Consider the following 25,835-nt stretch of genomic DNA (forward strand, 5'->3'; position numbering starts at 1 on the left):
ACCCGCCGCCTGCGTACAGGCACTGTACGCAATTTGGGGGATGGCGTGCCGTGCGCCGTTGATGTTCACCCTGCCGGCGGTCCAGCCCTTACCCGAATGGGCCTGGGCGACAGGCCACCGACCGCGAGCGGCGCGGCCGGCAAGCGGGAAGCAGCGGCGCCGTCCGTAAGAATTGAAAAAGAAGAGGCCCGGCTGATGACGCGGGACTAGACTGCAATATCCAGGGTTCCTGCATATCAATGGAGTTTTTGATGAGAAAGTCCATATATCCCTGCGTAGCTTCACTCCTCACCCTGTTCTGCCTGTGCGCCACCGCTCAAACCGTGACGCCGCTTCAGGGACAATCTCCCGAAACCACCCAGCAGGACATCGGTGCATGCCAGGCTCAAGCCGGCGGCTCCAGCAGTGCCAGCACCGACAGTACGCGGTCTGGCGGCCGGGCCCGGGGCGCTGCCGCCGGCGCTGCCGCGGGCGCGGCGGTTGCTGGCGCGCGCGGCCGTCAGCACGAGGAGGTGTATGACCGGGTGGATGATGATGTCAAACAGGCGTACCGGCAGAACCAGGCGAAGGACGCCGCGGTAGCAGGGGCGGTTGTGGGCGGCTCCCGCCAACGCCAGGATCGCCGTCAAGACCGCGCAAACGAGGCGCAGCAGAATACCGCCGTGTCTTCCGCCTACACCAGTTGCATGCAGCAGAAGGGTTATCAAGTCACGCCCTGAGCGCGTTGACCGCCGCACACTTGCCAAGCGGTCAGGGCGGCGCCTTCCAGGGACAGGGTGCAGTTCACGTTCCCGCCTTCGGCGGCGTCGACCCGATGACCTTGCAGTGCTTGGCTACGAAGCCCTAGGCCACGTTCGCGAAGCGTTGTTCAAGATAGGCGATGATGTCGCCGGACTCGTACATCCAGCGCGTGCCGTCCGCCTCGTCGATGCGCAGGCAGGGCACCTTCACCTTGCCGCCGCCCGCCAGCAGTTGTTCACGCGCCTGAGCATCCTGCTTGGCGTCGCGCAGCGTGATGGGCACGTTCAGCCGATGGATGGCGCGGCGGGTCTTGACGCAGAACGGGCAGGCGTGAAACTGATATAGCGACAGCGCGGCCGCTTCGGTGTTCACCGTCGCCTGGCCTTGTGCCGAGCGCCGTTGCGGGCGCGGACGCGTCAGCGCGTCGCCAACGACAATCAGTTGACCCAGGCCGACACGCAGGGCTTTTACGAGCATAGATACGGACTCAAAACAGATGAAGAGGCAGCCAGTCTACTCCCTGCGGGGTTCTGGCCGCCTGATCAGCGTGCGCTGCCTTAAACGGCATCAACAAGCCTCAGGGTGTTCACCAACAGGCTGTACAGGCTATCCACCGCTTTGGATCCCCGCGACCCCCTGCTTCTGTAGACCGCGACTTCCATGGGCTCAAGCGGTCCGAGTCCGTGCTGGCTGCCAAGTATCTGCAAGTGCGACGGCGCGCTGCATTGCGTGAGCACGGCTACAGCCAAGCCGCTTTCCACCGCGGCAATCTGTCCGGGCAGGCTGGAGCTGTTGTAGACCACCCGATGCCTGCGCCCCTGCAGCGCCAGCGAGTTCAACGCACTGCGGCGCGCCAGGCTTGAATCCTCGTACACAGCTATCGGGAGCGGGTCTCGGCGCCACAGGGCAAACTGCTCCGAACCCACCCATACCATCGGCTCGTGGAACAGCAGCGTGCCACGGCGGGCATGGTCGCGCGATATCAAAGCCAGATCCAGATCGCCCGCGGCAACGCGGGGGATCAAGGAGGTGGACTGTTCGCAGCTCAGCACGATTTCCACGCCGCTGTGACGCGGTGCGAAACGCTTCAGGACGGGCGTCAGGTACTTGGCGGCATAGTCATCGGGCACACCAAGGCGAACCACCCCGCTAAGCGCTTCGCCGCTCAGGGCGACATGCGCCTCGGCCTGCAGGTCGAGCATGCGGCGGGCGTAACCCAGCAGCTTCTGCCCTTCGGTCGTCAGTTCCTGCGTGCGCGTGCCGCGTTCGATCAGCCGGTGGCCCAGCGCGCCTTCCAGTTTCTTGAGCTGCATGCTGACGGCGGATTGGGAACGGTTGACCTCTGCCGCGGCCCTGGACAGGGATCCCGCGTCGATGACGGCAACAAAGGACCTGAGCCAGTCGATCTGGAGATCACGAAAGGAGGTGCTCATAAAAGAGGGTGCTTGCCTGGTTTCGTTTTTCGAATGGGAGTCAGAAGAATTATGCGCTTTTCGGTTCCTGAATTGCAGGCCAGACTGCCGTCATGCACACAGACCAATCATTACGGAGCGCCGATGCCGCCTTTGTGACGCCCGAGGCCCCGGCCACGCGTGGCCTGAAGAGTTCGGGCGCCCTGCCGTTCCTGCTGGGGGCGGGACTGCTCGGCACCATCGGCGTGTTCGTGCACATGGCCCATGCCAGCGCGTTGACCGCGACCTGGTTTCGCTGCGCATTCGGATTGGCCGGCCTGACAGTGTGGATCCTGGTTCGTGGCCAGGGACGCGCCCTGCGCCTGACTCGGTCCACCGGGCATCTGGTGCTTCTGGCGAGCTTGCTGATGGTGCTCGGCTGGGCGCTTTTCTTCGCGGCGATCGAGCGTACGTCGACCAGTATGGCGGTGGTGCTGTTCCACATGCAGCCGATGTGGGTGCTGGTGCTGGGCGCGCTGTGGCTTCATGAACGCAGCAGCAGGCAGCGCCTTGTCTCGGTCTTTGTCGCGATGGCGGGCCTGGTGCTGGCCACGGGCGTGCTGCAGCATCATCCCGCCGCCTCGCAAGCGGCTCAGGTGAGCTATTGGATCGGCGTCGCTTTTTGCCTGGTCGGCGCGTTCTGCACCGCCTGCGTGACGGTCCTGGCGCGGCGTTTGCGGCAGATCCCCGCAGGAGCGCTTGCGTGGTGGCAATGCGCATTGGGCACCGCCGTGCTTTGGATCTGGCCTATGCGATTGGGCTGGCCGGAATGGGGCGCTTCATGGGTATGGCTGGCGAGCCTGGGTCTGATCCACACGGCGGCCGCCTACACGCTTATGTATGCCGGCATGGCGCGCCTGACCACCGGCCGGATCGCCGTGTTTCAGTTCATCTATCCGGCGATCGCGATCCTGATTGACTGGCAGTTCTTTGATCAGCGGCTGGGCCGTCTGCAACTGTTGGGAATCGCGGTCATGGGCTTGGCAATCTGGAGCTCGGAACAGGGCTGGGGGCGCAGGCGCCTGGCGATAGGCCGGGGCTGAAGATACACAGGTATCCGGCAAGGGCCGCGCGAGCGCCGGCGATGGATTGGAAGGTCTGGCCTCAGCCCGGCGCCGCTTCATTCCCGTGCAGCGTCCGCAGCCTGCGCAGCTCCGGGAACCACCGCATCCACAACCCCGCCACCGCAATCGTCCCCATTCCACCGATCACCACCGCCGGCACGGCCCCGAACAATGCCGCCGTCAGGCCGGATTCGAATTCTCCAAGCTGGTTGGAAGCGCCGATGAACAGCGTGTTCACCGCGCTGACCCGCCCCAGCATGTGATCCGGCGTATTCAACTGCACCAGCGACGACCGCACCACGACGCTCACCGAATCCGCCGCGCCCAGCACGACCAGCGCGGCCACCGACAACGGTATCGAGGTCGACAGGCCAAACACGGTGGTGGCCAGTCCAAACACGATCAGCGAACCGAACAACAGCCGCCCGACGTTCTCGCCGAGGCTCAGGCGGGCCAGCGTCAGCGACATCAGCGCGGCACCGCAGGCCGGTGCGGCGCGCAGGGCGCCCAGCGCCCAGGGGCCGGCGTTCAAGATGTCTTTGGCGAAGATGGGCAGCAAGGCGGTAGCGCCGCCAAGCAGCACGGCGAACAGGTCCAGCGATAGCGTGCCCAGCAGCAGCCTGCGCTGGAAGATGAAGGTGATGCCGCCGAACAGGGTGCGCCAGGTCGTGGGCTCTTTGCGGGGGGGCGCGCGGTCGATGGCCAGCGTGGCGATCGAGGCGAATGCAGTCAGGTACAGCGCCGCCGCCACGCAGTAGATCCACCCTGCTCCCAGGCTGTAGCCGACGCCGCCCAACGCCGGGCCCGCGATCTGCGCGATCTGTCCGCCCGATGATGACAGGGCGGTGGCGCGCGGCAGCCATTCCCGGGGAACCACCGCGGGGATCAGCGTGGACAGGGTAGGCGCTTCGAAGGCACGCGCCGAACTCATGATGATGATGGTGGCGTAGATCAGCGTCTTGCCGCCGACGCCGTGCAATGCGGCGATGGCCAGCACCAGCGTGGCCAGGGCTTCCAGCGCCATGCAGACGGCGACGATCTTGCGGCGGTCGTAGCGGTCGGCCACGTGGCCGACGACCAGTGTCAGCGCCGCCATGGGAAGGAACTGCGCCAGGCCGATCAGGCCCAGGTCCATCGCGCTGCCGGACAGCGCATAGATCTGCCAGCCCACCGCCACCGAGACGATCTGGAACGCCAGCGACGCGCTGACGCGCGCGAACAGGAAGTGCAGGAATGGGGGGCGGGAAAGCGGACTGGGGGAGTCGGGGGCGGGCATGGAGGGGATGCGGGGCTGCGGGCGAGAGCCCGATTCTAGGCGTCGGGGGCTGACGGCCAGCTAAACCGGGCGGCTCCCTCGGGACGCGGCGCCCGCTTCCGCCAGACCGGCCGGAGTTCGGATTCCGGAGCCCGGAGCCGCAGCCGGAGCCGCAGCCGGGAGGCGGAGCCCAGAGTCGCAGCCCGCAGCCGCAGCCCGAACGCCCCTCCCGGCCCTAGCCCGCGAGGTGTTACTCGATCGCCACCAGCTCCGCGCCCTCGGTCACCTGGTCGCCTACCCCATAGAACACTTCCGCCACTTTGCCATCCGCGGTCGCCGAAATCGTGTGTTCCATCTTCATGGCTTCCATGACGAGTAGCGGCTGGCCCTTTTCCACCGTGTCGCCGGCCTTGACCGAAATCGAGATGATCTTGCCGGGCATGGGCGCGGCCAGGCCCGCGCCGTGGTCGCCCTGCGTGTCCTGGGAGTGCGTCAGCGCGTCGTAGAGGTCCAGGACGTGCACGCCGCCTTCACCGAACACGTAGGCGCGGTCGGCGTGCAGGACCACCGTGCCGGCGCTTTCATGGCCTTCCAGGGTGATGCGCAGGCCATAGGCCAGGTTCGGGTTGGCGCTGGCGTGCGAGCGCCACAGGAAGGCCTGCGGACCGGCGCCCGTGTCCAGGGTCCAGGCCCCACTCTGCCGGGCCACCGCGACGCGGCGGGTCTCGCCGTTATCGACCCATTGCAGGTGGCGCTGGTACTGGTTGCCCAGCCGCCATCCGTCGCGCGCGTCCCAGGGGTCGCCCGGACCCTTGCCCGCCGCCTGCTGGCCCGGCTGGGCCAGGCCCTGGCGCACCAGCACCGCCGCGGAGGCCAGGGCCAGCGTCGATGCGCTGGCAGCCTCGGGTTCGGGCAACAGCGTGGCGCGCTGGCGCTCGATGAGTCCGGTGTCCAGGTCGGCGGCGGCAAAGGCGCTGTCCTTCATCAGGCGCGACAGGAAGGCGACGTTGGTCTGCACGCCCACGGCCTGCGTCTGGGCCAGCGCCTGCAGCATGCGGGCGCGGGCCTGGTCGCGGTCGGCGCCATGCACGATCAGCTTGGCGATCATGGGGTCGTAGAACGGGGTAATGGTGTCGCCCATGCGCACCCCGCCGTCGACGCGGATCTCGCCGTTGGCGAACGCGGTATGCGGGGGCAGGCCCAGGTAGGCCAGCGTGCCGATGGACGGCAGGAAGCCCTTTTCGGGGTTCTCGGCGTAGATGCGTGCCTCGATGGCGTGGCCGTTGATGCGCAGGTCTTCCTGGCGCGCCGGCAGCGGCTGGCCGGCGGCCACGCGCAGCTGCCATTCCACCAGATCGTGGCCGGTGATCATCTCGGTCACCGGATGCTCGACCTGCAGGCGCGTGTTCATTTCCATGAAGTAGAAGCGGCCGTCGGGTTCGGAGATGAATTCGACCGTGCCCGCGCCCACATAGCCCACGGCACGCGCGGCGGCGACTGCCGCTTCGCCCATGGCGCGGCGGCGTTCCTCGGTCATGCCGGGGGCGGGCGCCTCTTCGATGACTTTCTGGTGGCGGCGCTGCACCGAGCAGTCGCGTTCGAACAGGTAGACGCAGTTGCCATGGGTGTCGGCGAACACCTGGATTTCGATGTGGCGCGGCTTTTGCAGATAGCGTTCGATCAGCACGCGGTCGTCGCCAAAGCTGGACGCGGCTTCGCGCTGGCAAGAGGCCAGCGCGTCCAGGAAGGCGCCGGACGATTCCACGACGCGCATGCCCTTGCCGCCGCCGCCCGCGCTGGCTTTGATCAGCACGGGGTAGCCGATGGCGTCGGCCTGCGTCTTGAGGAACTGCGGATCCTGGTTGTCGCCGTGATAGCCGGGCACCAGCGGCACGCCGGCCTTTTCCATCAGGGACTTGGCGGCGGACTTGCTGCCCATGGCGGCGATGGCGGATGCCGGCGGGCCGACGAAGGCGATGCCGGCCTTCTCGGCGGCTTCCGCGAAGGCCTCGTTTTCCGACAGAAAGCCGTAGCCGGGGTGAATGGCACCCGCGCCGGTGTCGCGCGCGGCCTGCAGGATGGCGTCGGCGCGCAGATAGCTGGCGCGCGGCTCGGAGCCGCCGATGTACACCGCCTGGTCGCAGGCGGCGACGTGGCGCGCGTTGGCGTCGGCATCCGAATAAACGGCGACGGTGCGGATGCCCATGCGGCGGGCGGTGGCGGCGACGCGGCAAGCGATTTCGCCGCGGTTGGCAATCAGCAGAGTATCGAACATGGATGTCATCCTGGCTGTCATTCTTCTTGAACTGCGGTGCTGCGGGCGCGAAACCCTACATGCGGAAGACGCCGAAGCGCGTGTCCTCGATGGGCGCGTTCAACGCGGCCGACAGCGCCAGCCCCAGCACGCGGCGGGTGTCGGCCGGCGCGATGATGCCGTCGTCCCACAGCCGCGCGGTGGCGTAGTAAGGATGGCCTTCGCGTTCGTACTGTTCGCGGATCGGCGCCTTGAAGGCGTTCTCTTCGTCGGCGGACCATTGGCCGCCGCGCGCTTCGATGCCGTCGCGCTTGACGGTGGCCAGCACGCTGGCCGCCTGTTCGCCGCCCATGACCGAGATGCGGGCGTTGGGCCACATGAACAGCATGCGCGGCGAGTAAGCGCGGCCGCACATGCCGTAGTTGCCGGCGCCGAACGAGCCGCCGATCAGCACGGTGAACTTCGGCACCGCGGCGGTGGCCACGGCGGTCACCATCTTCGCGCCGTGGCGCGCGATGCCTTCGTTTTCGTACTTGCGGCCCACCATGAAGCCCGTGATGTTCTGCAGGAACACCAGCGGGATCTTGCGCTGCGCGCACAGTTCGATGAAGTGCGCGCCCTTCTGCGCGGACTCGGAAAACAGGATGCCGTAGTTCGCCACGATGCCCACGGGCATGCCGTGGATGTGCGCGAAGCCGGTGATCAGCGTGGGGCCGAAGCGCGCCTTGAATTCGTCGAACTCGGAGCCGTCCACGATGCGCGCGATGACTTCGCGCACGTCATAGGGCTTGCGCGTGTCGGCGGGGATGATGCCGTTCAGTTCGCTGGGGTCGTAGCGCGGTTCGCGCACCGGTATCGTGGCCAGCGGCTGGGGCTTCTTGCGGTTCAGCCGCGCCACGGCGTTGCGCGCCAGTTGCAGCGCGTGCATGTCGTTGGCGGCCAGATGGTCCACCACGCCGGACAGGCGCGTGTGCACGTCGCCGCCGCCCAGGTCTTCGGCGCTGACTTCCTCGCCCGTGGCGGCCTTCACCAGCGGCGGACCGCCCAGGAAGATGGTGCCCTGGTTCTTCACGATGATCGACTCGTCGCTCATGGCGGGCACGTACGCGCCGCCAGCGGTGCACGAACCCATCACCACGGCGATCTGCGAGATGCCTTGCGACGACATCTGGGCCTGGTTGTAGAAGATGCGGCCGAAGTGTTCGCGGTCGGGAAAGACCTCGTCCTGCTGCGGCAGGTTGGCGCCGCCGGAGTCCACCAGGTACACGCAGGGCAGATGGTTCTGCGCGGCGATCTCCTGCGCGCGCAGGTGCTTCTTGACCGTCATCGGGTAGTACGTTCCGCCCTTGACCGTGGCGTCGTTGCAGACGATCACGCATTCCGTGCCCGACACGCGGCCGATGCCGGTGATGACGCCCGCGCCTGGCGCGTCGCCGTCATACATGTCGTGCGCGGCCATGGGCGACAGTTCCAGGAACGGCGTGCCCGGGTCGATCAGGTTTTCGACGCGGTCGCGCGGCAGCAGCTTGCCGCGCGCCACGTGCTTGGCGCGCGCGGCTTCGCTGCCGCCCAGCGCGGTCTGCGCCAGCTTCTGGTTCAGATCGTCGAGCTGCGCCTGCATGGCGCGCGCATTGTCGGTGTAGTCCTGGGACCGCGTGTTGATGCGGGATTCGATGATGGGCATGGGGTACCACCCGTCCTGCTTGATTGGAAGTTATGGGCGCTCTGTGAGCGGTTTGTCTCGCTGCCCGTTGATCGGGCATTCTTGTCGATTCGGGGTCCTGGATTTCGTTGCGCCTTTCCTGCATGGCCCGCGGCCGACCCGCCGCGGTGTGTGCAATGCCGAAAAGGCGCAGCGGAATCCATCTTGGGAGGCGGGCGCGGGCCCGTCTCCCAAGCCGGTCCTTAGACCATCTCGATGGCCATCGCGACGGCTTCACCGCCGCCGATGCACAGCGTGGCCACGCCGCGCTTGCCGCCGGTCTTGCGCAGCGCGCCGACCAGCGTGGCCATCAGGCGCGCGCCCGATGCGCCGATGGGATGGCCCAGCGCCGTGGCGCCGCCATGGATGTTGACCTTGTCGTGCGGGAGCTTGAAGTCGGTCATGGCGGCCATGGTGACCACCGCGAAGGCTTCGTTGATCTCGTACAGGTCCACGTCCTCGGCCTTCCAGCCGGTCTTGGCGAACAGGTTCTTCAGCGCGCCCACGGGGGCGGTGGTGAACCAGCCGGGTTCCTGCGAATGCTGGCTGTGCGCGACGATGCGGGCCAGCGGCTTGACGCCGAGTTTTTCGGCGGTGGACGCGCGCATCAGCACCATGGCCGCGGCGCCGTCGGAGATCGACGACGAATTGGCGGCGGTGATGGTGCCGTCCTTCTTGAAGGCGGGCTTGAGCGACGGGATCTTTTCCGGCATGGCCTTCGTTGGCGCTTCGTCGGTGTCGATCACGGTGTCGCCCTTGCGGCCGGCCACGGTGACGGGGGCGATTTCCCACTTGAAGCTGCCGTCTTCCGAAGCGGCGCGGGCGCGGCGCAGCGATTCCAGCGAGAACGCGTCCTGCTGTTCGCGGGTGAACTCGTACTTGGCGGCGCAGTCCTCGGCGAACACGCCCATGGCCTTGCCCTTGTCGTAGGCGTCTTCCAGGCCGTCCAGCGCCATGTGGTCATACACGGTGTTGTGGCCGAAGCGATAGCCCTGGCGGGCCTTGAGCAGCAGGTAGGGCGCATTGCTCATGCTTTCCTGGCCGCCGGCGACGACGACTTCGGCGCTGCCGGCCGCCAGCAGGTCATGGCCGAACATGGCGGCCTTCAGGCCCGAGCCGCATACCTTGTGGATCGTGGTGCACGCCACGCCCAGCGGCAGGCCCGCGCCCAGCGCCGCCTGGCGCGCGGGCGCCTGGCCCTGGCCGGCCTGCAGCACGTTGCCCATGATGACTTCGTCGACTTGCTCGGCCTTGATGCCGGCGCGTTCGATGGCGGCCTTGATGGCCACCGCGCCCAGCTCGTGCGCGGCCAGGCCGGACAGACTGCCCAGCATGCCGCCCATGGGCGTGCGGGCGACGGAAACGATAACGATGGGATCTGACATGACTAGCTCCTGTAGGGGTCGGGACAGCGTCTGAGTTACAACACCGCGTTGCCGCTCGAAGGGCGTTCTGAGCGCAGGCGTCTGTCTGTATCGTAAGGGAAAAATTCTTCAATCCGGCCCTGCGCGACGTGGGCGCGGCAGGCCTGCCACCATTCCGGTTCCAGCAGGTCGGCATGGTGGCGCAGGAAGGCGGCTCGCACACGCGCGTCGCCCAGCAGGAAGCGGCCGAATTCTTCGGGAAACACGTCGTTCGGTCCGATGGCGTACCAGGGTTCCGACGCCATTTCCGCTTCTTCGTTGGGGGCCGGCGGAATGCGCCGGAAGTTCATTTCGGTCATGCGCTGGATTTCGTCGTAGTCATAAAAGACGACCCGGCCCAGGCGCGTGACGCCGAAATTCTTGTAAAGCATGTCGCCGGGGAAGATATTGGCCGCGGCCAGTTGGCGGATGGCGTCCCCGTATTCGCGCACGGCCGGCTCCAGCAGCGCGTCCGAGGCATGGCGCAGATAGAGGTTCAGCGGCGTCATCCGCCGTTCGATGTAGACGTGGCGGATGACCACCGTGTCGGCGGTTTCTTCGATCAGGCTGGGCACCAGCCGGCGCAGTTCGTCCAGCAGCGCGGGGGCGAAGCGCTCGCGCGGCAGCGCCACCTGCGAGTATTCCCAGGTGTCGGCCATGCGGCCCACGCGGTCGTGCAGCTTCACCATCTGGTACTTGCGCCGCACCGTGGCGTGGTCCATGCCGTCCTTGTCGATGTGGTCCTTGATCAGCTTGAACACATAGGGATAGGACGGCAGGGTGAACACGCACATCACCATGCCCTTGATGCCGGGTGCGATGTCGAACGCATCGCGCGAATGCGCCAGGTGGTGCAGGAAATCGCGGTAGAACAGTGTCTTGCCCTGCTTCTGCAGGCCGATCATGGTGTAGAGCTCGGCCTTGGGCTTGCGCGGCAGCAGGCTGGCCAGGAAGTTCACCACCGCGGCCGGCGTTTCCATGTCCACCAGGAAATAGGCACGGGTAAAGCTGAACAGTGTGCTCAGGTCGTCGGACCCCAGCAGCAGCGCGTCCAGCACGACCTGTCCGGCGGGATTGCGCGTCAGCGCCAGCGCGAAGGGATAGACGGTGGTCTGGTTGATCAGGCGGCCGACGATGTAGGCGCCCTTGTTGCGGAAGAACAGCGAGCCCAGCGCGTGGATCTGACAGTCGGTGGCGATGCGCCGGCCCACGTGGCGCGGCAACAGCGTGCGCAACTGCGAGACCGCCGCGCGCGCCAGCAGCCGGGTGTCGCGCGGCAGGTCTTCGAAGGGCAGGGCCAGGCCAAAGTCCGCCACCATCCGGATCAGGCTTTTTTCCAGCCCGTCCGTTGCCGGGTAGTACACCCGGTACGACGGCGTGCTGCTGTCCAGGTAGTCGGTGGCGATCGCGGGCCGGACGAAGAGAAAGTCGTTATGGAAATAGTCGCGGTGCAGCAGCCGGCACGACACCGAATTGAAGAAGGTCTCGGCGCATTCGGGCTGGCGGTGTTCGCCCAGCAGCCCGACGAATTCCTGCTTGATCTGCTGCCAGAACGCGGTCTGGGCGTCGGTCAGGGACGGCGCGGCGGCGCCATTGCCAGCGCCGTTCCGGGTGGCGCCCACGGCGCCTTCCGGCCGGCCCCGCAGCACGCTTTCGAGCTGGGCCGCGCACTCGCGCACCCGCATGTCGTAGTACTCGATGCGCTCGCGCGACAGGTGCTGGATGCCGTGCCAGTCGCCGGATTCAAACAGCGCCTTGGCGCGCTGCGCGCTGTAGCGGAACAGCGCGTAGTGCCGGTCAAAACCCGCCAGGATCAGGCGCGCGACATCCAGCGGCGACGGCCCCGGGGCGGGGGCCTGCTCGATATGCTGGACATCGGACAAGCGGATCATGGCGGCGCGGCTCGATGAAGGCCGGTCAGGCGGTTTCGTTGAAGAGTTCGCGGCCGATCAGCATGCGGCGGATTTCGCTGGTGCCGGCGCCGATCTCGTACAGCTTGGCGTCGCGCCACAGGCGGCCCACCGGGTATTCGTTGATGTAGCCGTTGCCGCCCAGGATCTGCACGCCCTCGCCCGCCATCCACGTGGCCTTTTCGGCGGTGTACAGGATCAGCGCGGCGCAGTCCTTGCGCACCTGCCGGACGTGGTCCGTGCCCAGCTTGTCCAGGTTCTTGCCTACCTGGTAGCAGAAGGCGCGGCTGGCCTGCAGGGTGGTGTACAGGTCGGCGACTTTGCCCTGGATGAGCTGGAATTCGCCGATGGCCTGGCCGAACTGTTTGCGGTCATGGATGTAAGGGACGACCACGTCCATCACGGCCTGCATGATGCCGAGCGGGCCGCCGGACAGCACGGCGCGTTCGTAGTCCAGGCCGCTCATCAGCACCTTCACGCCGCCGTTGACTTGGCCCAGCACGTTTTCCTCGGGGATCTCGCAATCCTGGAACACCAGTTCACCGGTGTGGCTGCCGCGCATGCCCAGCTTGTCCAGCTTCTGCGCCACCGAAAAGCCCTTGAAGCCCTTTTCCACCAGAAAGGCGGTAATACCGCGCTGGTGGGCGTCGGGATCGGTCTTGGCGTAGACGACCAGCGTATCGGCGTCGGGGCCGTTGGTGATCCACATCTTGGTGCCGTTCAGCACGTAGCGGTCGCCTTTCTTGTCGGCGCGCAGCTTCATGCTGACGACGTCGGATCCGGCGCCGGGTTCGCTCATGGCCAGGGCGCCCACGTGTTCGCCGGAGATCAGCTTGGGCAGGTACTTCGCCTTCTGGGCGGCCGTGCCGTTGCGGTTGATCTGATTCACGCACAGGTTGGAATGCGCCCCGTAGGACAGGCCGACCGACGCGCTGGCGCGGGAGATTTCCTCCATCGCGACCATGTGGGCCAGATAGCCCATGTTGGCGCCGCCGTATTCTTCGTCGGCCGTCATGCCCAGCACGCCGAGTTCACCGAATTTGCGCCAGAGGTCCATGGGAAACTGGTCGCTGCGATCGACTTCCGCGGCGCGCGGCGCGATTTCGGCCTGCGCGAAGTTGCGTACCGCGTCGCGCAGCATATCCAGGTCTTCGCCCAGGTCGAAGTTCAGGCCGGGAAGGTTCATCGATGTCTCCGTGATAGTGGGTACTTACATTTTTATGGGCGCCCGCCATCGGCGCCTTGCGGCCGCCTCGTGGCTCATCATGCGCCGATCCACCGCCGCCGCGCAATGATGCACTGCAAATATTACGTTTACGTAAACGTAAATTGGAGTCGGGTTATCCCTAGGATGTTGCCGGTTTTCCCCGGGCCGACGATGGGTAATATCCCAGCCAATCCTTGAATCCTGAATCATCGCGACGGAGTTTGCCGTGCTCGAACTATCCAATCTGGACGAAATTGTGGCGCTGCGGCGCGACATCCACATGCATCCCGAGCTTTGCTACGAAGAGCACCGCACGGCCAAGGTGGTGGCGGATGCGCTGCGCGGATGGGGCATCGAAACGCATACCGGCATCGCCAAGACGGGCGTGGTCGGGGTGATCAGGCGCGGCACGTCGGACCGCGCCATCATGCTGCGCGCCGACCTGGACGCGCTGCCCATGCAGGAAGAAAACCAGTTCGGCCACCGCTCGCGCCATGAGGGCAAGATGCACGGCTGCGGCCATGACGGGCACACCGCCATGCTGCTTGCCGCGGCCCGGCACCTGCAGACCGAGGGCGGCTTCGACGGCACGGTGTATCTGTGCTTTCAGCCGGCCGAGGAAGGCGGCGCGGGCGGCCGCGCCATGATCCAGGACGGCCTGTTCACCCGCTTCCCCTGCGAGGCCGTGTTCGGCATGCACAACTGGCCGGGCCTGCCTGCCGGCTCCTTCGGTGTCTGTTCCGGCCCCATGATGGCCGCCGCCAATGGCTTCAAGATCACCGTCAAGGGCAAGGGCGGCCACGCCGCCGCGCCGCAGGACTGCAACGATCCGGTGCCCGCGCTGTTCGCCATCGGCCAGTCGCTGCAGACCATCCTGACCCGCAGCAAGCGGCCGCTCGACGCCGCCGTGCTGTCGATCACCCAGGTGCAGGCCGGCGGCAGCGTCATCAACGTCATTCCGAACACGGCATGGCTGGGCGGCTCGGTGCGGGCGTACCGCACGGAGGTGGTCGACCTGATCGAACGCCGCATGAACGAGATCGCGGGCAACATCGCCGCGGCGCACGGCTGCGAGGCCGACGTGTTCTTCGAGCGCCGCTATCCGGCGCTGGTCAACACCGTGGCCGAGACCGAGTTCTGCATGGACGTCATGCGCGATGTCGTGGGCGAGGACCGCGCGCTGGTGATCGAACCGGCGATGGCCTCCGAAGACTTCGCCTTCCTGTTGCAGGAAAAGCCGGGCTGCTATGTGTTCCTGGGCAACGGCGACGGCGAGCACCGCATGGCGGGCCACGGCCTGGGCCCCTGCATGCTGCACAACGCCAGCTATGACTTCAATGATGCTTTGATTCCGGCGGGTGCGTCGTACTGGGTTCGCCTGGCGCAGCGCTACCTTGCCTGATGTGCTTTACCGCGGTCCGCTTTATCCCAACGTAGTGCTGTGCAACATCACCAGGACGATATGAAAAAGAAGACATTGCTGATCAAGGCCGCGGGGGCGGCGCTGGCAATCATGGCAAGCGGCGCAATGGCGCAGGGCTGGCCGGCCAAGCCTGTCACCGTGGTCGTGCCCTACACCGCCGGCGGCAGCGCCGACGCGATCGGGCGCCGCCTGGGCGACGCGTTGCGCAAGGAAGCCAACGTGACCGTCATCGTCGAAAACAAGCCGGGCGCGGGCGCGTCGGTGGGCACGGACTTCGTGGCGCGCGCGCAGCCGGACGGCACCACGCTGCTGCTGGCCTCGACCAGTCCGCTGACGATCTTCCCGCATCTGGCCAAGACCAACTACGACCCGATGAAGGACCTGACGCCGGTGGCCAGCGTGGCCGTGGCGCCTGTTGCGATCGTGGCGACCAAGGCGTTACCGGTGAAGGATTTCGCGGGCCTGATCGACTACGCCAAGTCGCACCCCGAAGGTGTGCGCTATGGCACGCCGGGCCAAGGCACGGTGGCGCATATCGGCATGGCGGCGGTGACCACGCAGACGGGCACCAAGATGCTGCATGTGCCTTACCGGGGCAACAGCCAGGCGCTGACCGACGGCCTGGGCGGCGTCGTGGAGCTGCTGGTGGTCAATAGCGACGTCGTGCTGCCGCACGTGGCCAACGGCGCCTTGAAGCCGCTGGCCGTGATGGCGCCGCAACGCCTGGCCGCCTGGCCGGACGTGCCGACGATGGCCGAGCTCAAGCTGCCGCAGGCGCAGTATTACTCCAACTTCGGCATCTTCGCGCCCGCCAATCTGCCGCCGGCCGTCTCGGAGCCCTTGCAGGCAGCCTTGGCCAAGGCCGTGGCCAGCGCCGAGTTCCAGGAACTGCTGGCCAAGTCCTACCTGCAGCCGGGCACCGCCACGGGCGAGGCCTTCGTCAAGCAGGTGCAGGCCGAGTTCGCGAACAACGCGCGCATCATCAAGGAAGGCAATATCAAGGCCGAATAAGCGGCGGCGCATGGCAAAAGCGCGCGGCCCTTCGGGGCACGCGCGCTTTTTTGTCTACGCGGGCCGCGGCGTGTTCATGTGCCGCGCGGCCCGAACATGATCACCAGCATGCCGGCCAGGCACAGGCCCACGCCGATCCAGTCGCTCGCGCTGGGACGCACGCCGTCCACGGCCCACAGCCACAGCAGCGCCATGCCGATATAGACGCCGCCATACGCGGCGTAAACGCGGCCGGAGGCCGTGGGATGCAGGGTCAGCAGCCACGCGAACAGCGCCAGGCTGAACGCGGCCGGCGCCAGCAGCCAGATGGAATGGCCTTTGCGCAGCCACAGGTAAGGCAGGTAGCAGCCGACGATTTCGGCCAGCGCGGTCAGGATGAAGAGCGCGACGGTCTGCAGGGCGGCCATGTGCGCGCTGCCTATGGCTTCTGCGCCAACAGTGCGCGGCACTGCCGCTCCTGCTGCGCGATTTCCTGCAGGGTGTCCTCGATGTCGCGGCGTTGCTGCTCCAGCGTGGCGCGGTGCTGTTCCAGCACGGCCAGGTATTGCCGAAGCTGCACCTCGGTGTCGCCGGGCCCGTCGTACATGTCGATGAGAGTCAGGATCTCGGACAGTTGCAGCCCCAGCCGCTTGCCGCGCAAGGCCAGTTTCAGGCGCGTGCGGTCGCGCGGGCCGAAGATGCGGTTGCGCCCCTCGCGCGCCGGGCTGACGATTCCCTGGTCTTCATAGAAGCGGATCGTGCGGGGCGTGACGTCGAACTCGCGGGAGAGTTCGGAGATGGTCCAGGTTGACGAGGGCATGCGACGTGTGGCAGTTTACGTAAACGTAAATTATGATGACTTGACCTGATCGTCAAGCGTGGAGCGAGAGGCAATGAACCCCAACGAACAAAAGCTGCAGTATCCCTGGGCGGACTTCCAGCCCGAAGCCGGCCGCGCGCACGTCGTGGCCGACGGCGTCAAATGGATCCGGATGCCGCTGCCGTTCGCGCTGGATCATATCAACCTATGGCTGCTGCGCGACAACATCGACGGCAAGGATGGCTGGACCATCGTCGATTGCGGTATTTCCCGCGACGAGGTGAAGACGTTATGGGAAGACGTGTTCAGGAACGAGCTGGACGGCCTGCCCGTGCTGCGCGTGCTGGTCACCCACATGCATCCCGACCACATCGGCCTGGCCCACTGGCTGTGTGAACGCTGGAACGCCCGGCTGTGGATGACGATGACCGACTACATGGTGGCGTCGCTCTGGTCGTCGCGCCGTAGCGACGCCGGCGCGGGGCCGGGCGGACAGGCGGCGGTCGAGCATTTCGCCCGTCACGGCCTGACCGACCCTGACGCGCAAGAGCAGATCCGCCAGCGCGCCAACTACTATCCCAACCTGGTGCCTTCGGTGCCGTCGCGCTATACCCGCATCATGCACGGCGACCAGGTCCGCATCGGCGGGCGCGACTGGCGCGTCATCGTGGGCTACGGCCACGCGCCCGAGCATGCTTCGCTGTATTCTCCGGACCTGAAGGTGCTGATTTCCGGCGACATGGTGTTGCCGCGCATTTCCACCAACATCAGCGTGTTCGATTACGAACCCGACGCCAATTCCCTGCCCTTGTACCTGCGTTCGCTCGACGGCTACGACGGACTGCCCGACGACACCCTGGTGCTACCGTCGCACGGCCGTCCCTTCAAGGGCTTGCATGAACGCATCGCGCAGCAGCACGAGCATCACCGCGACCGGCTGGCCGAGGTGCTGGAAGCCTGTTCCGCCGCACCGCAGTCCACGTCGGACATCGTGCCGGTGCTGTTCAAGCGCAAGCTGGACCTGCACCAGCTTACCTTCGCCATGGGCGAGGCGCTGGCGCACTTGCACGCGCTGTACTTCGAAGGCAAGTTGACGCGCGCCCAGGACGCGGATGGCATCGTGCGGTTCAAGGCTGCTTGAGCGGGCCTGATCGAGTGTGAACGGGCCTGCCCGCGCCGAGCCGGCCGAATCCGGCCTGAGCGGCGTGGGCGGCCGGCGCGGCGGGCGCCGCGCGACGTTTTAACGGGTCGACGTCGCCAGCCGCAGCGCCAGCCCCACGAACACCAGTGCGGCGATGCGGTTCAGCCAGCGCTTGGCGGTCGCCGAGCGCTGCAGCAGTTCGCCGAACGCGCCCGAGAAGAACGCAATCGCCCCGAACACCAGCAGTGTCGACACCATGAAGACCGCGCCCAGCTGCATGGTCTGCAGCCCCACGGGGCCCAGTGCGGGTGAGGTGAACTGCGGCAGGAAGGCGAAGAAGAACAGCAGGACCTTGGGATTGGTCAGGTTCATGACGATGCCGCGCCGGTACAGGGCGCCGGGCCGCATGGGCTCGGGACGGCTGCCGGCGTCGGCGTCGACCGGCGCGCGCAGGATCTGCCACGCCAGCCAGGCCAGGTAGGCCGCGCCCGCCAGCTTGAGTACCGTGAAGGCCATGGGCGACGCCGCAAACACCGCGGCCAGCCCCACCGCCACGGCGGCGGTGTGGCCCAGCAGCCCGGTGCACAGGCCCAGCACCACGAACATGCCCGCCTTGCGGCCCCAGATGGCCGATTGCATCAGCACGAAGATATTGTCCGGCCCCGGCGTCAGGGCCAGCAGCACGGCAATGCCGAAGAATGCGATCAGGGTGTCGAAGGGCAGCATGGGATCTCGCCAGTAACGGGCCGGCGGGCCGATGCCCGGCGGACAGTGGCATCATAAGGGCAAAGCCCGCCAGAACAGGAGACAGACCGACCATGACCCCCGCCGCTGCCCATACCGATTTGGCTTCCCCCGAACCCGCCGACGCCCCGCTTGAAGCCTGGCTGCATGCGCGCCATAGCTGCCGCGCATTCCTGCCCGAGCCGGTGCCTCGCGACACCATCGAGCGCATCCTGAGCCTGGCGCAGCGGACGGCGTCCTGGTGCAACTGCCAGCCTTGGCAGGTGGCCATCACCGAGGGCGCGGGCACGCGGCGGCTGGCCGACGCGCTGCGGCGCCGCGCGGAGCACGCGGGCTTCATCCCCGACTTTCCCTTTCCGCGCGAGTACCGGGGCGACTACCTGGCCCGCCGCCGCGAATCGGGCTTCCAGCTCTACGGCGCGGTCGGCGTGGCGCGCGGCGACCGCGAGGCCTACCGCCGCCAGGAGATGCGCAACTTCGCGCTGTTCGACGCGCCGCACGTCGCCATCGTCACGACCGACGAGGCCCTGGGCGAATACGGCGCGATGGACTGCGGCGGCTATGTCGCCAATTTTCTGCTGGCGGCGCAGGCCAACGGCGTCGCCACCGTGGCGCAGGCGTCGCTGGCGATGTACCCGGAAGTGTTGCGCGAAGTCCTGGGCATCGGGCCTGACCGCCGCGTGGTCTGCGGCATTTCGTTCGGCTATCCGGACGCGGCGCACGCCGCCAACAGCTACCGCACCCGGCGGGCCGAATTGTCCGAGACGGTAAGCTGGATAAGCTGAAATTGTTCCCGCGTCCTGATATGGTTTGGTTTCCCCGGTTTTGTCGCACCCCTTGAAGATGCCTACCAAACACATCGATACGGTTCTCCAGCACGCGGGCACCGCCCCGTTCAACCCCGAGACCGGCACGGCGCCGGTGCCGCTGCCGCCCATGCGGGCCAGCACGGTGCGCTTCGCCAATATCGCGGCGCTGGAAAACGCGCAGCGCAGCAAGGCCGCCGGCGGCCGGGCGTCTACGTACGGGCGCATGGGCATGGACACGCATGCCGCGCTGGAAGAAGTCTTCACGCAGTTGGAAGGGGGGACGCACTGCTACCTGGCGTCCTCGGGCCTGTCGGCCATGACGATGGTCATGCTGGCCCTGTGCTCGGCGGGCGATCACGCCCTGATCTCGGACTGCGTATACGGTCCCATGCGCGAACTGGACGATGCCGTCCTGAAACGCCTGAACATCGACATCACCTACTTCGCGGCCGGCGAAGACCTCGAAGCCCTGGTACGCCCCAACACCACGCTGCTGTATGTGGAGTCTCCCGGTTCGCTGCTGTTCGAGATGCTGGACATGGGCAAGATGGCCGCCTTCGCGCAAAGCCATGACCTCGTGCTGGCCACCGACAATACCTGGGGCTCGGGCTATATCTACCGGCCGCTGACGCTGGGCGCGCAAGTGTCCGTGATCGCGGGCACCAAGTACGTGGGCGGCCACTCCGACCTGATGCTGGGCGCCGTCGTCACCAACGACGAGACCATCGCCAGGAAACTGAACCGCACCCAGTACGCGATGGGCTACTCCATCAGCGCGGACGACGCCTGGCTGGCGCTGCGCGGCGTGCGCACCATGCCCATCCGCATGGCCCAGCATGCGCGCCATGCCATGCAGGTGTGCGAATTCCTGAAAGGCCGCCCCGAAACCGTGCGCCTGTTCCACCCCGCCTGGCCGGAAGATCCCGGCCACGCCTTGTGGCAGCGCGACTGCCTGGGCTCGAACGGCATGCTGTCGGTGGAACTGCGCCTGTCGCCCGCCGCGGCGCGTCAGTTCGTGGATGCGCTGACCCTGTTCGGCATCGGCTTCTCGTGGGGTGGCTACGAAAGCCTGGTGCAGCTCGTGTCGCCCAAGGACCTGTCCAAGCATCGCTACTGGGGCGAAGGCGACAACGCGCTGGTCCGCCTGCACATCGGCCTGGAATCGCCCGAGGACATCATCGCCGACCTGGCGCAGGCGTTCGAGCAGGCCGCCGCCGTCAAGGACTGAGCGATGCGCGCGCGGCGCCGTCAGGCCGCCGCGCCGCGTATCCACGCGCCGATGCGCGCGGCGATGTCGTCGCTGTTGTCGTCCATCATGGGCATGTGCGAATTGCCGGCGATGCCCATGTCGGCCAGGCGCCACGTTTGCACGCGAGCGCCCTGGCGCGCCAGTTCACCGGCGTATTCGGCGCCGCTCGCGCACAGTGTCTGCCAGAGCGGCGTGGCGTCCAGATAGTCGCCGTAAACGAACAGGAACGGCTTGCCCGCCACGCTGGCGGACACGACCTCTTTGGAAAACCCGGACGGCTCGATGCCGATCACGCCGCGCACCAGCTCCGGCCGCGCATGCAGCGCGCGGTACGCGACCTCGCCGCCATGGCTGTGCGCGAGCACCAGGCAGGGCCCGACGCGGTCCAGCACGGCGCAGAAGCCCTGCAATGCAGCGTCGTTGTTGCCCAGCCAGCGCGGCACGGCATGGCGGATGAAGCTGTCGAAGGCGGCGACGGGAAAGCGCTGCCCCGCGAACGCGCGCCGCGCCTCGAAATCCTCGGCGCGCCCGAAGCGGAACAGTGACCAGCTTTCCTCGGCGTTGCGGATGATGGGCGGCTCCGGCCAGACTTGCGCGAACGGCGCCCAGCCGGCGCGCCCGCGCTCCACATTGTCCACGACATACACCGCATGCCCCTGGCGCAGGAAATGCTGCACCCAGCCCGGCCGGCCGTCCGGCGTCTGTTCCCACATCGCGCCCGTCATGCCGCCGCCGTGCAGCAGCACGACGGGCAGCGGATGCGCCAGCCGCGCCGGGATGAAGTACTGCACGTAAGCCTGTTCGAAGTGATACAGGCCGTTGGGGTCATAGGCCAGCGACGCGCTTTGCGTGAAGGCAATGTCGCGCTTGGGCAGCCCGTGGATGCACACCTGCCTGCCGCCCGCGTAGAAGCTGCCGAAGTCGGCCAGAGCCAGCGCCTGCGTCATTGCTTGGCCAGCGGGCATTGGCTTTCCGACAGCGGCCAGGCCAGGGTGTCGCCAGGAATGGTCCGCACGACGTTGTAATAGTCCCAGGGCGCCTTGGACTGCGCGGGTGTCTTCACCTGCGCGAGCATCATGTCGCGCACCACCAGGCCGTCGGCGCGGATATGCGCGTTCAGGCTGAAGGGGTCGTCGATGGGCAGCGACTTCATCTTGGCCATCACCGCGTCGGCGTCCACCGTGCCGGCGGCCTTCACCGCTTGCAGATAGTGGCGCACCGAGCTGTAGACGCCGGCCTGCAGGAAGGTAGGCGGGCGGCCCACGCGCGCTTCGAACTTCTTGGTGAAGGCGCGCGTGCCGTCATTCATGTCCCAATACGACGGCACGGTCAGGTAGGTCTTTTGCGCGGCCTGCAGGCCCAGGCTGTGCACGTCGGTCAGCAGCAGCAGCATCGCCGCCAGCTGCTGCGTGCCGCCCACGCCGAATTCCGCCGCCTGCTTGATGGCCGATATGGTGTCGCCGCCCGCGTTGGCGATGGCGATGATCTGCGCCTTGGAGCCTTGCGCCTGCAGCAGGAACGATGCGAAGTCCGGTGCATTCAGCGGATGGAAGACGGTGCCGACCACCTCGCCGCCGTTTGCCTTCACGACGGTCTCGGTGTCGGCGGCCAGCTGCTTGCCGAAGGCGTAGTCGGACGCCAGGATGAACCAGCGCTTGTTGCCCTCTTTGACGACGGCGGTTGCCGTGCCGCGCGACAGCGCATAGGTCGTGTAGGTCCATTGCACGCCGTAAGGCGAGCATTGCGCCTGCGACAGCGCGGTCGTGCCGGGACTGGAGAACAGCACCAGTTTTTTCTTTTCCCGCGCGATGCCCTGCACCGCCAGCGCGACCGATGAGTTGGGCACGTCCACCACCACGTCCACGCCGTCCGTGTCGTACCACTTGCGGACCATGCTGCTGCCGATGTCGGGGCGATGCTGGTGGTCTCCCGAGACCAGCGAGATGGGCTTGCCCAGCAGGGTGCCGCCCATTTCCTCGATGGCCAGCCGGGCGGCTTCCACGGAGCCCTTGCCGGTGGCGTCGGCGGTGACGCCGGCCATGTCCGTCAGCACGCCGATCTTCACGCCGTCGGCGGCGCTGGCATGGGCCAGGTGTGCGCCCGACGCGAAACACAGGCCCAGGCCCAGGCTCAACGCCGCGCGGCTGCGCAGGAATTGCTTTTTCATTTGTCTTCCACCCGTTTGATGCCGTCGATGCGGCGAATTCTTGTGGCGAAAGTGTAGCGCGGCCCCCCTGCAAACACGCCAAAAACCGCACCCCAAAAGCAAGACGCCCCGGCCGTGAGGCTCGGGGCGTCTGAATGCGGGGGCGGCGCGGGGCTTACTTGTTGCGCGCCATCGGGATCAGGCGGTCCACTTCCTTCAGGGCGCCTTCGTAGCTGTTGCCCGCCATGACCGGCGAGGTCATGAACTTGCCGCCGACGGCAAACGAGGGCGTGCCCTCGATGCGGTAGGCGTCGGCAAGCTGGTTGGCGCGCTGCACTTGGGCCTGCACGCTGAACGAATCGAACACCGAGTCGAACTTGGCGCGGTCCACGCCTTGCGTCGCGATCCAGTCGCCCATGGCCTTCTTGTCGAACAGGCGCTTGTGCTCGCCGTGGATGGCAGTGAAGACCTTGGGATGCAGGTCGGGGCGGTCCATGGCCAGCAGCGTGTAGTAAAGCTGCTGCAACGGCTTCATGCCGGCATTGAAGGCGATGGGAACTTGCTTGAGCACCACATCGGACGGGGCGGTCTTGGCCCAGTCTTCAACCATGGGTTCCATGGACGCGCAATGCGGGCAGGTGTAGGCAAAGAACTCCAGGACCTCGACCTTGCCCGGGGTGTCGGAGGGCAGCGGCGGATTGATGGGCACGTACTGCTGGGTGCCTTGAGCATGGCTGACCGGGCTGAAGAACGCCGTGGCGGTCAGCGCGGCGGCTGCCAGGATGCGGATGAGCTTGGGGGACAGCATGGATGAGGTTCCTGAGTAAAAAGCTACAGACAGGCTCGGGGCCGGATTAGTTCAATGCAAACCACCGCCGGGCGCCCCTACTGGCGCACCACCGCGGTTTCGATCTTGTTCTCGCCCAGCCTGCCGCGGGCGCGGTTCATGTCGTCCAGGCGCGCGAACGGCCCCACCCTGACGCGGTTGATGGGCTTGCCGTTCAGGTCCGCTTTCTGCACGGCCACGGGCAAGCCCAGCAGGATGATGCGGGCCTTGAGCGATTCCGCGTCGTTTTCGCCGCGGAAGGCGCCAGCCTGAAGGTAATACGTGCCCGTCGCGGCGGCATTGGGCGCCGGTTTGGCCGCCGCGGTGGCGGCAGGTGCCGGCTTGGAGACGGGCGTGGGCGCAGCGGCGGCGGCCGGCGCGGGCGCGGCCGGGGCCGCCTTGGACGTGGGCAGCGTGGCGATCAGGGCGCCCAGGTCGTCCAGCCTGGAAGGCGTCTCGTCGCCTTTGGCGGGGGCGCCGGCGCCGGGCAACGGCGCGGGGGCGGTGGCTGTCGGGCCGCTGGGCGGGGCGCCTGCCGCGCCGTCGCGGCCGTACAGGCCGGCGTTGGGGTCCGGCGCCTGGCGGGGATCGGGCAGCTTGCCCGTGTCGCCCTGGCGGCTGGCCCGGTCCACGAATGGCACGGGCGCCTTGGTGACATAGAACGCGACGACGGCGGCGACGATCAGCCCGATCAGCAGGCCGGCCAGCGCCCCATACAGGGTGCTGCCGCTTTCGCCGGAGGAGCGGCGGGTGGGTTTACGCTTGGTTGCCATGAACCGATGTTACATCCGCTCGGGCGCGGAAACACCCATCAGCTCCAGGCCATTCGCCAAGACCTGGCGCGTGGTGGCGGCCAGGCGCAGACGGGCCAGCTTCAGGGCGGTGTCGTCGACCAGCACGCGCTCGGCGTTGTACCAGGCATGGAAGTCCGAGGCGCAGTCGCGCAGCCAGAACGCGATGTGATGCGGCGACAACTCCTGGGCGGCCAGGGCAACCACCTGCGGGAATTCGGCCAGACGCTGCATCAGCGCGAATTCCGTGGGGGCGGTCAGCAGCGCGGCGTCGGCCTGGGCCACGTCCGCGGCGGGCATGCCGGCGTTGTTGATCACCGAGCAGATGCGCGCATGGGCGTACTGGATGTAATAGACGGGGTTTTCGTCGCTCTTGGACAGCGCCAGGTCCACGTCGAACACGAATTCCGTGTCGGCGCGGCGCTGGATCAGGAAGTAGCGCACCGCGTCGCGGCCGACCCAGTCGATCAGGTCGCGCATGGTGACGTAGCTGCCGGCACGCTTGGAGATCTTGACCTCTTCGCCGCCACGCATCACCTTGACCATCTTGTGCAGTACATAGGACGGATAGTCCTTGGGGATGCCCTCTTCCAGCGCCTGCAGGCCGGCGCGCACGCGCGCCACGGTGCCGTGGTGGTCGCTGCCCTGGATGTTCACGGCGCGATGGAAGCCGCGCTCCCATTTGGCCTTGTGATAAGCCACGTCGGGCACGAAGTAGGTGTAGCCGCCTTCGCTTTTGCGCATGACGCGGTCTTTGTCGTCGCCCGTGCCGAGTTCGGTCGTGCGCAGCCACAGCGCGCCGCCTTCCTCGTAGGTGTGGCCGCCGGCGACCAGGGCCTTGACCGTGGCTTCCACGCGTCCGGACGTGTAGAGCGAGCTTTCCAGGTAGTAGTTGTCGAACGCCAGGCCGAAGGCCTGCAGGTCCAGATCCTGCTCGCGGCGCAGATAAGCCACGGCGAAGACGCGGATGTCGTCCAGGCTTTCAATGTTGCCGGTGGCGGTGACGGGCTCGCCGTCGGACGCCTGGATGGTCTTGCCAGCCTGGAAGTCGCGGGCGATGTCGGCGATGTAGTCGCCCTTGTAGCCGTCGGCCGGCCAATCGGGCGATTCGGTCGTCAGGCCGCGGGCGCGAGCCTGCACGCTGATGGCCAGGTTATGGATCTGGTTGCCGGCGTCGTTGTAGTAGAACTCGCGCGTGACATCCCAGCCGCTGGCGTCGTACAGGCGGCACAGGGCGTCGCCCAGCGCGGCCTGGCGGGCGTGGCCCACGTGCAGCGGGCCGGTGGGATTGGCCGAGACGAACTCGACCAGGATCTTCTCGCCGCTGCGCGGGGCGCGGCCGAACGCGGCGCCCTGCTCGGCCACGGCCGCGATGACGGCCTGGCGGGCGGCGGGGGTGATGCGCAGGTTGATGAAGCCGGGGCCGGCCACTTCCGCGCTTTCGACCAGCGGGGCCGCATCGGGGTGCGCCAGCAGCGCATCCACGATGGCCTGGGCCAGTTCGCGGGGGTTGCGGCGGGCGGGCTTGGCCAGTTGCATGGCCACGTTGGTGGCGACGTCGCCGTGCGCGGCAACCTTCGGGCGCTCCAGGAGCACGTTCGCCTGGGCCGTATTGGCCTGGGCGTCGGGCAGGCTCTGCGCGACGGCGGCCTGGATCAGGGAGATAAGCTGTGTTTGTTGCTCGAGGAGCATGGGCGTCTGGAGATGTTCTGAGTGAGTGACGAAGGCGGCGATCAGTGGGCTACGGCCGGCCCGGCAATCCGCGTGCCGCATCCGCCAGCCGAAGCGGCGTTCGCGGGGCGGGCCGGGCGCGGGCCGGCGATGCCTGGCGCGCTCCGTGCCGGATTCATGGCCGCCACAGGCCTGCTGTCACGGGAATCCCCTGAATCATAGTTGATTTGAGGGCCAG

General features: G+C 67.2%; 23 protein-coding genes. 7 read left to right on the forward strand and 16 right to left on the reverse strand.

Annotated elements, in window-relative coordinates; genetic code table 11:
* The first annotated feature begins 251 nt into the window (after positions 1-251).
* Positions 252-719, forward strand: coding sequence for a YMGG-like glycine zipper-containing protein (locus ASE30_RS20290; RefSeq protein WP_057286314.1), 468 nt, complete (start codon positions 252-254; stop codon positions 717-719).
* A 124-nt stretch (positions 720-843) separates the two neighbouring features.
* On the opposite strand, the gene ASE30_RS20295 is transcribed toward ASE30_RS20290, so the two are convergent.
* Entirely contained in the window at positions 844-1,218 is a 375-nt protein-coding gene (locus tag ASE30_RS20295; protein ID WP_057286080.1) for a glutathione S-transferase N-terminal domain-containing protein, read from the reverse strand.
* A gap of 80 nt (positions 1,219-1,298) precedes the next feature.
* Positions 1,299-2,174, reverse strand: coding sequence for a LysR family transcriptional regulator (locus ASE30_RS20300; protein WP_057286081.1), 876 nt, complete (start codon positions 2,172-2,174; stop codon positions 1,299-1,301).
* Between the two features lie 92 nt (positions 2,175-2,266).
* Between ASE30_RS20300 and ASE30_RS20305 the strand changes: the two genes are divergently transcribed.
* Entirely contained in the window at positions 2,267-3,235 is a 969-nt protein-coding gene (locus tag ASE30_RS20305) for a DMT family transporter (protein WP_082601656.1), read from the forward strand.
* A gap of 61 nt (positions 3,236-3,296) precedes the next feature.
* Here ASE30_RS20305 and ASE30_RS20310 read toward each other — a convergent pair whose 3' ends face one another.
* The 6 genes from ASE30_RS20310 to ASE30_RS20335 form a co-directional block, all read right to left on the reverse strand.
* The gene (locus ASE30_RS20310; RefSeq protein WP_057286082.1) at positions 3,297-4,532 is read right to left on the reverse strand and encodes an MFS transporter; all 1,236 of its coding nucleotides are present in this window, start codon (positions 4,530-4,532) and stop codon (positions 3,297-3,299) included.
* A 229-nt stretch (positions 4,533-4,761) separates the two neighbouring features.
* On the reverse strand, positions 4,762-6,786 hold the full coding sequence (locus ASE30_RS20315) for an acetyl/propionyl/methylcrotonyl-CoA carboxylase subunit alpha (RefSeq protein ID WP_057286083.1): 2,025 nt from the start codon (positions 6,784-6,786) through the stop codon (positions 4,762-4,764).
* A gap of 55 nt (positions 6,787-6,841) precedes the next feature.
* Positions 6,842-8,449, reverse strand: a complete 1,608-nt coding sequence (locus ASE30_RS20320; RefSeq protein WP_057286084.1) for a carboxyl transferase domain-containing protein — start codon at positions 8,447-8,449, stop codon at positions 6,842-6,844.
* Between the two features lie 221 nt (positions 8,450-8,670).
* Complete coding sequence (locus ASE30_RS20325) at positions 8,671-9,852, reverse strand: acetyl-CoA C-acetyltransferase (protein WP_057286085.1); 1,182 nt, start codon at positions 9,850-9,852, stop codon at positions 8,671-8,673.
* A gap of 35 nt (positions 9,853-9,887) precedes the next feature.
* Positions 9,888-11,762, reverse strand: coding sequence for a bifunctional isocitrate dehydrogenase kinase/phosphatase (gene aceK / locus ASE30_RS20330; RefSeq protein ID WP_057286086.1), 1,875 nt, complete (start codon positions 11,760-11,762; stop codon positions 9,888-9,890).
* A 25-nt stretch (positions 11,763-11,787) separates the two neighbouring features.
* Entirely contained in the window at positions 11,788-12,966 is a 1,179-nt protein-coding gene (locus ASE30_RS20335; protein WP_057286087.1) for an isovaleryl-CoA dehydrogenase, read from the reverse strand.
* 247 nt (positions 12,967-13,213) lie between these two features.
* On the opposite strand from ASE30_RS20335, the gene ASE30_RS20340 reads away from it, so the two are divergent.
* Positions 13,214-14,389: a M20 aminoacylase family protein gene (locus ASE30_RS20340; protein WP_057286088.1), complete on the forward strand. Its 1,176-nt coding sequence runs from the start codon at positions 13,214-13,216 to the stop codon at positions 14,387-14,389.
* A gap of 60 nt (positions 14,390-14,449) precedes the next feature.
* Positions 14,450-15,421, forward strand: a complete 972-nt coding sequence (locus tag ASE30_RS20345; protein ID WP_057286089.1) for a tripartite tricarboxylate transporter substrate binding protein — start codon at positions 14,450-14,452, stop codon at positions 15,419-15,421.
* Between the two features lie 74 nt (positions 15,422-15,495).
* On the opposite strand, the gene ASE30_RS20350 is transcribed toward ASE30_RS20345, so the two are convergent.
* Both ASE30_RS20350 and ASE30_RS20355 read right to left on the reverse strand, forming a co-directional pair.
* A complete protein-coding gene (locus ASE30_RS20350) occupies positions 15,496-15,828 on the reverse strand; it encodes a YnfA family protein (RefSeq protein ID WP_200964454.1) in 333 nt (110 codons plus the stop codon).
* 11 nt (positions 15,829-15,839) lie between these two features.
* Positions 15,840-16,220, reverse strand: coding sequence for a MerR family DNA-binding transcriptional regulator (locus tag ASE30_RS20355; RefSeq protein WP_057286090.1), 381 nt, complete (start codon positions 16,218-16,220; stop codon positions 15,840-15,842).
* A gap of 73 nt (positions 16,221-16,293) precedes the next feature.
* Between ASE30_RS20355 and ASE30_RS20360 the strand changes: the two genes are divergently transcribed.
* Complete coding sequence (locus tag ASE30_RS20360) at positions 16,294-17,361, forward strand: MBL fold metallo-hydrolase (RefSeq protein WP_057286091.1); 1,068 nt, start codon at positions 16,294-16,296, stop codon at positions 17,359-17,361.
* A gap of 99 nt (positions 17,362-17,460) precedes the next feature.
* Here ASE30_RS20360 and ASE30_RS20365 read toward each other — a convergent pair whose 3' ends face one another.
* Entirely contained in the window at positions 17,461-18,087 is a 627-nt protein-coding gene (locus ASE30_RS20365) for a LysE family translocator (RefSeq protein ID WP_057286092.1), read from the reverse strand.
* A 92-nt stretch (positions 18,088-18,179) separates the two neighbouring features.
* Between ASE30_RS20365 and ASE30_RS20370 the strand changes: the two genes are divergently transcribed.
* Together ASE30_RS20370 and metC are read left to right on the forward strand one after the other, a co-directional pair.
* Complete coding sequence (locus ASE30_RS20370) at positions 18,180-18,890, forward strand: nitroreductase (RefSeq protein ID WP_057286093.1); 711 nt, start codon at positions 18,180-18,182, stop codon at positions 18,888-18,890.
* 58 nt (positions 18,891-18,948) lie between these two features.
* Positions 18,949-20,142 carry a cystathionine beta-lyase gene (metC, locus tag ASE30_RS20375; protein ID WP_057286317.1) on the forward strand — a complete coding sequence of 398 codons (1,194 nt, stop codon included), beginning with the start codon at positions 18,949-18,951 and terminating at the stop codon, positions 20,140-20,142.
* A 20-nt stretch (positions 20,143-20,162) separates the two neighbouring features.
* Here metC and ASE30_RS20380 read toward each other — a convergent pair whose 3' ends face one another.
* The 5 genes from ASE30_RS20380 to argS form a co-directional block, all read right to left on the reverse strand.
* Positions 20,163-21,128, reverse strand: coding sequence for an alpha/beta fold hydrolase (locus ASE30_RS20380; protein ID WP_057286094.1), 966 nt, complete (start codon positions 21,126-21,128; stop codon positions 20,163-20,165).
* The gene (locus ASE30_RS20385) at positions 21,107-22,330 is read right to left on the reverse strand and encodes an ABC transporter substrate-binding protein (protein WP_057286095.1); all 1,224 of its coding nucleotides are present in this window, start codon (positions 22,328-22,330) and stop codon (positions 21,107-21,109) included. Before ASE30_RS20385 ends, ASE30_RS20380 begins: the two co-directional genes overlap by 22 nt.
* Before the next feature lie 154 nt (positions 22,331-22,484).
* Positions 22,485-23,117 (reverse strand): thiol:disulfide interchange protein DsbA/DsbL, encoded by a 633-nt coding sequence (locus ASE30_RS20390; protein ID WP_057286096.1) that lies wholly within the window; start codon positions 23,115-23,117, stop codon positions 22,485-22,487.
* Between the two features lie 77 nt (positions 23,118-23,194).
* A complete protein-coding gene (locus tag ASE30_RS20395; protein WP_057286097.1) occupies positions 23,195-23,908 on the reverse strand; it encodes an SPOR domain-containing protein in 714 nt (237 codons plus the stop codon).
* 9 nt (positions 23,909-23,917) lie between these two features.
* A complete protein-coding gene (gene argS / locus ASE30_RS20400) occupies positions 23,918-25,618 on the reverse strand; it encodes an arginine--tRNA ligase (protein ID WP_057286098.1) in 1,701 nt (566 codons plus the stop codon).
* Between the last annotated feature and the right edge of the window lie 217 nt (positions 25,619-25,835).

It is taken from the genome of Achromobacter sp. Root83 (assembly GCF_001428845.1).
Lineage (GTDB): Bacteria > Pseudomonadota > Gammaproteobacteria > Burkholderiales > Burkholderiaceae_B > Achromobacter.